This window comes from Bacillus sp. 220_BSPC (genome assembly GCF_001054655.1).
GTDB lineage: Bacteria > Bacillota > Bacilli > Bacillales > DSM-1321 > Peribacillus > Peribacillus frigoritolerans.
The window spans coordinates 1-10798 of sequence record NZ_JVPL01000196.1 but is presented as its reverse complement, the minus strand read 5'-3'; the positions used below and the strand labels follow the sequence as shown (position 1 = coordinate 10798).

The following is a 10798-nucleotide window of genomic DNA, read 5'->3' as shown; positions in this document are numbered from 1 at the left end:
AAACTTTTAAAATAAAAAGTGGGGTAAACATTAAATTTTTCTTAAATTTTCACATGATCTTATTATTATTTTTCTCCGCCATTGGTATTCGGACTTCAAATATAGTGCGTATTAAATCACTTGCGGCAGATATTGTCCCATTGTGTTGCTCTACAATATTCTTTGCAATGAATAAACCGAGACCTGTACTATTTTCTTGATGAGTTCGTGCTTTGTCACCAGTATAAAGCATATCAAAAATATGAGGCAGTTCATCTGGAGGAATGGCGTCCCCATAATTGATAACTTGAATAACCACTTCCTCTGAATCAATAAAACCGTTGATATCTACAAACTGCCCCTCATACCCATAGCGATTTGCATTAATCAGAAGATTTTCAAACACACGTGCCAATAACTCTCCATCACCCATAATAGATAAAGGGGAAGTAATATTCATTCTTGCTATCAAATCGTTTTTCTCGAAGACAGGATACAATTCTTCTTTCAATTGAACAAGAAGCTCACTTAAATCGATTTGTTTCTTTTCAACTGGTAACATCCCATAATTCATCCTAGTTATTTCGAATAATTCATCAATTAACCTTTCCAAGCGTTGAGATTTGGTAAAGGCAATTGTTAAATAATGCCTGATCTGATTTTCAGTCAAATTATCATCCTTAAGGATTAAATCTAAATAACCTAAAACAGAGGTAAGAGGTGTACGCAAATCATGAGCCAAATTAACCACTAATTGCTCTTTACTACTCTCCGAAAAGTCGCCCCTTTCTATGGCTTGTTCCAACTTTTCACTTGCCAGATTAATGCCTTGTGCAATTTCACTAAATTCATCATTTGACAATATTTGAACTCGATGCTTAAAGTCACCCTGAGCGAGATAATGAATTCCTTTTGAAATCTCATTGAAATAGGCAGAATAGGGTTTTGTAAGTAAAAAGAAAAATAATATCGAAAGCGTAATAAATAAAAGCAAAAAGACGTTAAGGTCTCCAATATTTTGTATGATTTTGCGAAAATAAGCTAGTGTATCTCCATGATTAACATTTGTATAATAATACAATTGGAGTACTTTAAAGAGGAAATATGTTATGACACTTGACAACAACATGCTTAAACCTAACAATATGATCATTTTTGAACGAAAGCCCCGTAGAATATTACCCATTGAATTTATAACCTACCCCCCATACAGTTTTTATCAATTTGTTTTTTCGTTTATCCTCTTCAAGTTTTTTCCGCAAAGTACGAATATGAACCATAACGGTATTCCCACCTTCATAGTATGCATCCCCCCATACCTTCTGAAAAATATCTTCTGCATTATAGACTTTATTTGGATTACTGGCTAATAAATATAAAATTTTAAACTCTTTCGGTGTTAACTCAATATTCTTACCATATAGAGTAACTGTACGTTGTTCAGGAGAAATCGTTAATCCTCCAAATTCCAAGTTTGAATTCTGTTTGTATTTAGGTTGATTCAATTTCATAAAGCGCCGCAGCTGTGCATTTACCCGAGCTACCAATTCAATGGGTATAAATGGTTTCGTCATATAATCGTCTGCTCCAATCACGAGTCCCTGCACTTTATCAAAATCAGACGTTTTAGCGCTCAAAAAAATAATCGGCATATTATGTTTTTCGCGAATGCGACGTGTAACTTCATATCCATCCATTTTCGGCATCATAATATCCAAAATCAGTAAATCAATTGGTTGAGTCTGGATAACATCAATGGTTTTTTGCCCATCCGATACCTTAATGACACGATACCCTTCTTTCTCTAAATGTATAGCAACCAAATCAGCAATCTCAACATCATCATCTGCTATTAAAATTTTTATATTTTCCATGTATTCCACCCCTAGAAAAAGTTATCATTAATCGTCAATAAGTGTTACGAAGTTGTATCATAAAAAAATCAGCTGTTTTTGCCGAATTCAATTATCACTTGTTTATTCCACAAGCTGCCCGATTATTGAATATAAGTCTTTGTAGTTCGTAACGCAATACCTCAAGTTAATATATGCCTACCTGTTCAGAAAAAAAAACGCGCTTATTTACGTAACGCGGAGTTCTGTTTTTTCGGTGTCATTGTACCCACACAAGTGCAAACACCACGTTTTTGCGGATCCATCATTAACAAATTTGTTAAAAAACGTAACATCACGCATTAAAGTGAAAATGTTACAGCTTTAATATCCAAGATTAAAGTGAATTTTAGACACTTTACATAAACATTTAGATTAACATGTTACTTTAGGTGATAATTTGCACTTATTTTAAGTGCTATTTTGCACGTATATTTACTTTTCATTTTATTGTAGTTTTTTTATCATCGAAAAAGACGTATAGCAGGGGTATCACCAAACCTCGGTATTTTGTACGTTAAGCAAATCCCAGCAAAAAAAGCCGTTTCCTGTACGTTAGGAAATGACTTTCTTTAGTGATCCTTAATGAACTAAAGCACCCGTTAGTTCATTAAAGCTAGTTTTTATTTGTGATTTTTTAATATTTGAACCTCTTCTTCTAGTTTATCGATTTTTTGTTGAAGTTTTTTCTTATGTTCTAAAATTCTTCGACCTAATATAACGAGGAAGCCAGTAATAGCAATAACTCCCCCAGCAGAAGCTATAATCAAAATCAAGGCAATGTCAAACATAAAAACAACTCCTAATTTATTTTCTATATTGCAGGTAAACTACTTAATAAAATCGAGTTAATTTTACCATAAAAAACCACATTCATTCTTCAACTATCCTGCCTCTTTAGTTCCATAATAAAAAGCTGCCTTAAAGACAGCTCCGATCTTCAGCAGCTAACGCACCTGTTACTTTAAGAACATTATTTCACAAACTTTTTGATTCACACTGTATTTATTGTTTTATCATCACTTATGAAACCTGTAAAATTGATAATTAAGATATAAATAGGATATACAATCAATGCTCCTATTGCCAGAAGACCAGTAACAGGATTAGGGGCATCTCCTCCATGCGTCATAGGGAACAGAGATGCGAATATATAAACAAAAAGAACAAAATATGGAACCCAAAGGATTACTGTCCAGAACTTAACTTTTCGGACTTTCATCCACTTTTTTGTTAAGAATAAGAGCAGTATTGTACCAGCTACAAAAGCAACAACATTAGTAAAACCAATTAAAATATTTACATTGCCTATATTCCAATTTGTTAGTCTGCTAATTCTATATACATTTACCATAAGTTCAAGAGGAACAAATATCATAAAGGCATAGAGAATACTTATACCGTTTAGTTTTAAAAAAAACTTCATTACATAAATCCTCCTATAATTAATTAAGCATTAGTAATACTGTTTTTAAACCATTTTAAGATTCCTATCATTAATATGAGAAATGGTATTATCTGGATAAAGATAAGTCCTCTCCAAAAATCAAATATAGTGCTGTTCGGGGCGCCGGCTGCCATTATACCTATTAAGGAAGACACTGGAATTGTGACTCCATTCAAACCTAAACCAATCATAATAAATGATAAGTTTTTGGTGTTAATCTTCGGTAATCCAGCCATCCAAAATAAGCCTATTGAAATAACAATTATAACTAACATAAGTAAGTAGTAATACAAAATATCTACCTCCTTTTCCTGATTGTACCCCTCTGGAGGAAATGCCTTTCACACCATATACCGGCCAGTTAAGCTATATTTCAAAAAAACCCAATTTCATATAAAGGGTAAACTCCTTAGTGAAAAACTTAAACTTATGTTACCACAAAAACCCATATTTCTTAATGAACTAACCTGCCCCTTTAGTTCTATAAGAAAAGGAGCTGATGATCAGCTCCTGATGAAGTAAAGCACCCTTAAGCTGAACAAGTTTACTTTAAACCTTTAGAAAAACAGTTTATATAAAACATATCCAACAATTAAAACAATAATTAATATTCCTGTTCCTTTCCAACCTAAACCACCAGCTAAATCTGCTAAATTTCCATTTTCAGCTCGATCAATTCCATCTCTTAATGCAACGTTCGGGTTCTTTTTAAGTTCTTCTTGTCTTAACCTCTCTCTTTTTTCTTCTGGAGTTTCTTGTCGAGTATTCAAGTCAAACACCCCCTATGATTACCGTATTCTCTAATTTCTTGGCAATACCTTCTTCCATAAACCTGCCCCTTTAGTTCCATAAGAAAAAGCTGCCTTAAAGACAGCTCCAATCTTCAGCTAAAGCACCCGTTAGTTCATTAAGGTTGGGATGTTTTCTTCTAATAATTCTGTTTAAAAACCCTTAGTTCTAACAGATTCAGGTTGGTATAATTGTTTTTTTGAGGGTAACAAGCTAAATACACACAACGTTAAGGATAGTATCATCATAACTAAAACACCTGAAATCACAACAGTTTGAATTGAAGTAACCAGAGCCGCAGCTCCCATAATACTTGTTGCCGTGATTACTAAAATCGCTTGAAATAAGCTATAAACACTCCCCACTCGCCCCATCACATCAACTGGTATATTGTTCTGATAAAATGTTAGAAAGCCCGTATTAGCATAAGCTATAAAAAAAGCTAGGATAAAGAAACCTACTGCTGCAATGATAAACGTACTTGAAATAGAATAAATAATATACCCAGTTGAGACTAGTACAGACCCCACACCAATTAATAGTGAGGTTTTTATCCTATTAACTATTAATGAGTTAGTTATTGATCCAACTACAATACCTACCCCAGCAATAGTGACCAAAAAACCATATTCACTGTCTGACAAAAATAGTACCTCTTTGGCAAATGCTGCTTCAAGAGAATCTACTGCATTCGCCATAATAATCATCACACAACTAAACAAAAAGTAAATCATCATTATGTATCTATATTGACGACTAAAATCAACTACCACATACCAATCCTTTTTTATTATTTCCATTGATAGTTTATTATTCGTTGAGGAAACAACTGTTTGTTTTTCTAAATCAGGCATTAATAACGTAATCATACCTGATAAAAATAATGCTATTGCATTTGTATAGATTGCAAATATTGGAGTACCAATTAAAAACAATAATCCGGCAACAGATGGACCTATTAAAAATGCTCCTGAAGTAACTAAACTATGAAGGGAATTAAATCGTTTTCTTTGTTCTTGCGGAATTAATTTTGTAATGTAAGTCATTGATGTCGGACCAAACATAGAACTCGCCATATTTATGATAAATACTACTAAATAAATGAGGGAAATGGATGGCATAAAAGGTAATAAAGCTATAAATATAGCTCGGAATATATCAAAAAAAACCATTAGTTTTCGTTTGTTTAATCGGTCAATAATACTTCCAGCCCAAAAATTCGTACATAAAGTAGCCAAGGGTTTGATGATGTATAGAACAGATACTGCAAGAGGAGAGCCAGTCATATCCAATACAATTAAATTAAGAGATATGAAATAAATCCATTCACCCACATTTGAGACTCCAATTCCTAGTAACAATATTGATGGGAATTTCCAAGACGCAAATTTTTTCTTCAAAACCATCTTATCTCCCTCTATTCTTATTAAAATATAGAACCTTTCTGTTAGAGACCTAACCTATACTTTTGATTTAAATAGTTTAGATACAAAATAAAAAAATCCCACCCCCAAGACCTAAGTCTTGGGGACGAGATTTAAAAATCGTGGTACCACCCCAGTTTATTAATATGTCACCATATTAAACTTATCAGGTACAGAAATTCCTATACCCTAGCTCTATAACGGGAGCTCCCGTCACACCATCCCCAAAAAGGTTCCAATATGATACTCAGAGGCTTGGTTCAATAAATCATCCTTACTCCTTTCCACCAAACGGAGCTCTCTAGAAAGAATTGATTTTATTTACTTTTCTCTTCATCGTATTTGTTATTAAATTCATATTACCCGTTTTACCTTTTTATGTAAAATATAAATTCTGCATTTATGGCTTATGCAACTATCCTGCCCCGTTAGTGCCATAAGAAAAAGGCTGCCTCAGCAACCTTCCTTATTGAAGTAAAAACAAATTAGTTAAAGAGCAGTATTATTATACAAAGTATATTAATCCAGAAATACCCAAACAGATTACTGCTATGAGACCTGAAATTAATGCTATTTTCGTTCTAAAGCTTCGATTTTTTGTTGTTTCTGAATGAAAATTTGCTCTTTGTTGTTGTCCACCTGTCCATGCTCCAATAAAAACACCTGAAATAACGATATTTACTATCCCAACAATAAGAAAAAACTGAAACATTAATAACTCCTCCTTGTTAGGCTTCGTATATTTTCATTACATATTATACCATGGAATTCATTGGGTTTCTTATTGAACTATCCTGCCCCGTTAGTGCCATAAGAAAAGAGCTGCCTTAAAGACAGCTCTTTTCTTATGCTAAAGCACCCTGTTAGCTGAAGAACTGGGATATTTCAATTTTTCTTTTGTAAGAAGACAGAATCCCAAAACCAATAAATAGCAGCTGCTGCAAAACTAAAACCGTAATATATTTGGGTTTTAACTAAATATGTAGGTTCAACTCTAAATAACATTACATTAAATAAAAATACTGCTACAAAAGAAAGTACCGTGTAAATTAAAAGATAAAACACATTAAATTTTCTCGGGCGTTTATTAAATATAATTTGCAATGGTACTGCAAAAAGTAAATAAGGTATAACAATATAAAAAGAATAAATAATAACAGGCATTAACTGCAACCAAGAGGGTTCTCCACTAAATACAATTATAAAAACAGAAAAAGAGATACAAGACAAGAATAGACTAAAAAAATAATAAGGTATTGCATCGCTAATTTTCGATACTTTTTTACTTAATTTCCAAATCTCCAATTTTGCTCAACCTTCCCAAATGCATGTTAATTTATTTCATAATAATATCATTTCTGCAAATATCCTGCCCCTTTGGTTCCATAAGAAAAAGCTGCCTTAAAGACAGCTCCGATCTACAGCTAAAGCACCCTATAGTTTAAGTAGAAATCTTCACAATCTTTTCTTTACCCTAACAAGCTCTAATCTCTTAAATGTGTTGAGGCATTACAAAAAGACGCCCTCTTATTAAAGAAAAGCGCCATACAATGGAATAACTAGATACTTATATTAGCCTGGTATAGTTCTATAAGAGTTCTATAAGAACAATGAAAATTTAAATCTGAAGAGCTTTTTGTAATGAATTTTTCATTGCTTCTACAAAGTTCTGACGTGTCTCTTCAGATAATTCTAATAAGGAAAGATAGGGATTTAAATCTTCTAATTCGACTAATAAAAGCTCCCCTTGTTCGCTTCGACAGGCATCAACTCGTTGAATCCCCCAGTCAAGATTATTCCAGTCGATGCAACGTTTAGCAAAAGCTAAATCTTCTTCAGTAGGTACATACTCTTTCAATTCCCATCTTTTATCTTTATCTGGTGCATAAAGAGCATACTGAAATTCTTTGTCGATAAAATAAAATGAGACTTCATATTCAAAATTGATAAATGGTTGTACCAATGTATTTTTCGATTCTGAATTAACTTTTTCACTCAATTCACCTTTTGTAACAAATTCCATCCCGATAGAGTCTGCTCCATCTTTCGGCTTTACGATATACGTGTCTACATTAGGGAGTTCATTTATGGAATCAAGGGTATCAATCGTTGGAATAACAGGAAAATGAGCATTTGTTAGTTCAATTAAATATTCTTTTCCGTTCATATCAGCCTTCCCATCAAACGAATTATATGTGTTTAAATGTTTAGAAACAATTCGGTTGCGGAACGCTTCATATTTATCTTTAAAATTTGCGACTGGACCTGCATTTCGGAAAACAATTAAATCAGCATTATCTTCAAATGCTTCAATATCTTCAGGATGACAGATGACCAAATTAAAAGCTTCTCTAAGTTTAGAAGTTAGAAATAAATCCTCTTCATAATAGTTTCTTCCTTTTGCTTCATAATATAAATCTGTTACAAATAGTAGCGTCTTCATTACTCCTTCACCTGCTTTTCTTAAATTTTATTGTAAAAACATCCTAAAAAACAAAAAATCCCGTCTCAGTAAGAGACGAGATTGAAACTCGCGGTACCACTCTTGTTTAATAAAATGTTTGAATAACACTTTACTACCCTTGACAAACGTACAATCATACGTTGTCCCTTGTAACGGAGGAAACCGATAAAGCTTACTAAACATTCGGCTTTACTTCTCGGAGATGATTTTCGGTTATTATCTGAACACTGGTTTTCAGCAAAACACCAGCTCTCTTTGGAACAGAAACAATAACCTACTCTTTCTCTTCATAGAATTTAAATCAAATTCGATTAATTAGACGTTATTATATATTATTCAGAAAATAAAGTAAATAGTTATTTAGGGAAGTTTATTGAATTTCTTTATACAATTATTTGCTTCAACACTTTAATATCCAATTCCCTTTAAAAGTGTTGCCCCACAAACTGCCCCAATTGTTGAATAAGAGCTAAAGACGATTCTTCAACTAAACTGCCCCAATAGTTGCATAAAGAAAAAGCTGCCTTAAAGAATACTTCTCTAATTAGAATGCGTACTTATAGAGACCAAAATACAATGGACCGAGTAAAAGTACAAATACTACAGCAATAATGATGTATTTGACTGGAGGTGAAACACCCTCGAACTCCTCCCCGTAGTCAGCTAGGAAGAAGCCGTAGATTAAGTCCCAAAATAACGCCCCAAAAAACACGATTTGCCATAAAGAAGTATTTATTATTTGGATATTTGATACGTAACCAAAAAGTCCTATCCAGGTAATAATCGAGATTACAAAATCTAGTTTTGCTGGAAAAGTCTTATATTTTCCTTTAATAAGATATCCAATAGCAACAGCACCAAGTATTCCTAAATAAATTGTCCAAAATATATTAACAAACATAATCCATTTCCTCTTTCCTCTGTTTCCCTGAATCATTAATTCAAGATTAACCCCTATTTATTTATAAAAATTATAATTCAACTTTATTAATTTTGAATACAGGGGTATTATTCCAAACATTTAACTCTACAGAAATTTGTATAGGACCGATCTTGAAAAAGGCGCATCTCACTTTATGAAATGCGCCTGATTACGGAGATCAAGATAATGATTATTCAACAATATGGCCCAATTGTTGAAAAAAGATCAAACAGCACTCTTCAACTAACCTGCCCCTTTAGTTCCATAAGAAACTTCTATGGCGGCGCTCCTCGCCGCCACCATCTACTACGAAAATCTAAACTCAAAATAGAGTCTAACCCATTAACCCCTTGACAATAATGGATGATAACAATACAACCAGGCTGAACTTTTTTTGGTGGATCTTAAGGAAGATACCCTGTATAAGAAACTGGTTGTGACAGTATGGAAGAACCATTTAGTGTACTGCTAGTACGTATACAAAAATTTTTGTAACAAATCTCCTGTCATATGTATTGTTAATCTTTTTTTGAGGTGATTTCTCCTATGGAAGCAATGATTGAACGGTGTGCTGGCCTAGATGTACACCAAGAAACAGTAGTAGCCTGTGTATTATTTGGTCCATTAGATCAAAAGCCAAAGACCTCTATTGAAACATTTTCAACTACAACAACAGGACTCTTGGCTTTAAGTGATTGGCTCGCTACCCTTCAGGTATCCGATGTTGTGATGGAAAGTACCGGAGTCTACTGGAAACCAATATGGAATATACTCGAAGGTTCTTTTCACCTTGTTCTTGCCAATGCAAGACATGTCAAAAATGTTCCAGGACGTAAAACTGATGTGAAAGATGCCGAATGGCTTGCCAAGCTTCTAAGATGTGGACTTATTGAAAGCAATTTTGTACCACCGGAGGATATTCGTGATTTACGAGATCTTACTCGTTATCGAAAAAAATTGATTCATCATCGCACATCAGAACAGAATCGCATTCACAAAATTCTTCAAGATGCTAATATCAAGCTAACATCCGTATTATCAGACATTTTTGGTGTATCGGGACGCCGTATCCTTGAAGCGATTCTAAACGGTGAAAAAATAGAGACCGATGGTCTTCGAAAAATGGTGGATTGGCGAACAAAGGCAAGTATTACTGACATTGCCAGTGCAATTAATGGTCGTATTCGCCGTCATCATCGTGATATGTTGCGTTACCATTGGGAGCATATGAGTTATTTAGAAAAAGCCATAGAAGAATTGGAAAAACAAATCGATCAACTCCTGTCCCCCTATCGTAAGGAAGTAGAATTATTGGATGGAATACCTGGTGTGAACAAAGCTGCCGCAGCTACTTTTATTGCAGAGATGGGCGTTGATATGTCCGTATTTAAGTCAGCTAAACATCTTGCCTCTTGGGCTGGTGTGAGTCCTGGAAATTACGAAAGTGCTGGTAAAAAAAAACGAGTAAAACCACACAAGGTAACAAAGCTTTGAAAACGATGGCTGTAGAGTGTGTACTAGCGACATCAAGGCAAAATAATCGAATTGCTTCACATCGAAAAAGGATTACCAAAAGGCAGGGAAAAATGAAGGGACGAATCGCTTCTGCTCATTTACTACTAACGATTGCTTACAACATCTTAAAAACAGGGGAACCCTATCAAGAACTAGGCTCAAATTACCTTGAAGAAAAACAAAATAACAAAGAGTTAAAAATGATCGAATACCTAAAAAAGAAAGGCTATACAATCGATCCATCTGAACAACAAACTGCATAACCAGTTAAAATAACGACATAGTACATTTACGTCCTTCAAAAAAATTAGAATATGGTGGGCTTATTTAAGTATGGCCTTTCACTAAAGTGTTTTCATACAAAAA

Annotated in this window: 13 protein-coding genes, 1 pseudogene and 2 other annotated features; of the genes and pseudogenes, 2 read left to right on the top strand and 12 right to left on the bottom strand. The window is 33.8% G+C overall.

The window, feature by feature from the left end; all coding sequences use genetic code 11:
- Positions 1-49: 49 nt before the first annotated feature.
- The 12 genes and pseudogenes from vanS to ADA55_RS15195 all read right to left on the bottom strand — a co-directional run bounded on the left by vanS (position 50) and on the right by ADA55_RS15195 (position 8896).
- A complete protein-coding gene (gene vanS / locus ADA55_RS15240; protein WP_048685402.1) occupies positions 50-1165 on the bottom strand; it encodes a vancomycin resistance histidine kinase VanS in 1116 nt (371 codons plus the stop codon).
- Positions 1158-1853, bottom strand: coding sequence for a vancomycin resistance response regulator transcription factor, VanR-F/VanR-M family (gene vanR, locus ADA55_RS15235; protein WP_048685398.1), 696 nt, complete (start codon positions 1851-1853; stop codon positions 1158-1160). Before vanR ends, vanS begins: the two co-directional genes overlap by 8 nt.
- Before the next feature lie 206 nt (positions 1854-2059).
- Positions 2060-2140 (bottom strand): annotated as a pseudogene (locus tag ADA55_RS28545) (30S ribosomal protein S12); the annotation flags it as partial.
- Positions 2141-2494: 354 nt separating this feature from the next.
- The gene (locus tag ADA55_RS29425; RefSeq protein ID WP_153246135.1) at positions 2495-2662 is read right to left on the bottom strand and encodes a hypothetical protein; all 168 of its coding nucleotides are present in this window, start codon (positions 2660-2662) and stop codon (positions 2495-2497) included.
- Positions 2663-2865: 203 nt separating this feature from the next.
- Positions 2866-3297: a hypothetical protein gene (locus tag ADA55_RS15230; protein ID WP_048685396.1), complete on the bottom strand. Its 432-nt coding sequence runs from the start codon at positions 3295-3297 to the stop codon at positions 2866-2868.
- Between the two features lie 23 nt (positions 3298-3320).
- On the bottom strand, positions 3321-3611 hold the full coding sequence (locus tag ADA55_RS15225) for a hypothetical protein (protein ID WP_153246134.1): 291 nt from the start codon (positions 3609-3611) through the stop codon (positions 3321-3323).
- Positions 3612-3875: 264 nt separating this feature from the next.
- Entirely contained in the window at positions 3876-4088 is a 213-nt protein-coding gene (locus ADA55_RS15220) for a DUF6366 family protein (protein ID WP_048685394.1), read from the bottom strand.
- Positions 4089-4259: 171 nt separating this feature from the next.
- Entirely contained in the window at positions 4260-5507 is a 1248-nt protein-coding gene (locus tag ADA55_RS15215; protein ID WP_048685409.1) for an MFS transporter, read from the bottom strand.
- 123 nt (positions 5508-5630) lie between these two features.
- Positions 5631-5877 (bottom strand) — a binding site (T-box leader).
- Between the two features lie 159 nt (positions 5878-6036).
- Entirely contained in the window at positions 6037-6243 is a 207-nt protein-coding gene (locus tag ADA55_RS15210) for a DUF5316 family protein (RefSeq protein WP_048685391.1), read from the bottom strand.
- A 173-nt stretch (positions 6244-6416) separates the two neighbouring features.
- Entirely contained in the window at positions 6417-6836 is a 420-nt protein-coding gene (locus ADA55_RS15205) for a UPF0715 family protein (RefSeq protein ID WP_082162858.1), read from the bottom strand.
- A 313-nt stretch (positions 6837-7149) separates the two neighbouring features.
- A complete protein-coding gene (locus ADA55_RS15200; RefSeq protein WP_048685388.1) occupies positions 7150-7974 on the bottom strand; it encodes a hypothetical protein in 825 nt (274 codons plus the stop codon).
- Between the two features lie 68 nt (positions 7975-8042).
- Positions 8043-8295: a binding site (T-box leader), on the bottom strand.
- Between the two features lie 244 nt (positions 8296-8539).
- Positions 8540-8896 carry a hypothetical protein gene (locus tag ADA55_RS15195; protein WP_142398545.1) on the bottom strand — a complete coding sequence of 119 codons (357 nt, stop codon included), beginning with the start codon at positions 8894-8896 and terminating at the stop codon, positions 8540-8542.
- Between the two features lie 567 nt (positions 8897-9463).
- Here ADA55_RS15195 and ADA55_RS15190 point away from each other — a divergent pair.
- Together ADA55_RS15190 and ADA55_RS30560 are read left to right on the top strand one after the other, a co-directional pair.
- Positions 9464-10411 (top strand): IS110 family transposase, encoded by a 948-nt coding sequence (locus tag ADA55_RS15190; protein WP_213068208.1) that lies wholly within the window; start codon positions 9464-9466, stop codon positions 10409-10411.
- The gene (locus ADA55_RS30560; protein ID WP_054399254.1) at positions 10408-10695 is read left to right on the top strand and encodes a hypothetical protein; all 288 of its coding nucleotides are present in this window, start codon (positions 10408-10410) and stop codon (positions 10693-10695) included. The genes ADA55_RS15190 and ADA55_RS30560 overlap by 4 nt, the downstream gene beginning before the upstream one ends.
- Positions 10696-10798 lie beyond the last annotated feature (103 nt).

Coding starts and splice junctions, on each gene's coding strand:
- vanS (WP_048685402.1), bottom strand. CDS start 1,165: ATGGGTAATATTCTACGGGGCTTTCGTTCAAAAATGATCATATTGTTA.
- vanR (WP_048685398.1), bottom strand. CDS start 1,853: ATGGAAAATATAAAAATTTTAATAGCAGATGATGATGTTGAGATTGCT.
- ADA55_RS29425 (WP_153246135.1), bottom strand. CDS start 2,662: ATGTTTGACATTGCCTTGATTTTGATTATAGCTTCTGCTGGGGGAGTT.
- ADA55_RS15230 (WP_048685396.1), bottom strand. CDS start 3,297: ATGAAGTTTTTTTTAAAACTAAACGGTATAAGTATTCTCTATGCCTTT.
- ADA55_RS15210 (WP_048685391.1), bottom strand. CDS start 6,243: ATGTTTCAGTTTTTTCTTATTGTTGGGATAGTAAATATCGTTATTTCA.
- ADA55_RS15200 (WP_048685388.1), bottom strand. CDS start 7,974: ATGAAGACGCTACTATTTGTAACAGATTTATATTATGAAGCAAAAGGA.
- ADA55_RS15195 (WP_142398545.1), bottom strand. CDS start 8,896: ATGTTTGTTAATATATTTTGGACAATTTATTTAGGAATACTTGGTGCT.
- ADA55_RS15190 (WP_213068208.1), top strand. CDS start 9,464: ATGGAAGCAATGATTGAACGGTGTGCTGGCCTAGATGTACACCAAGAA.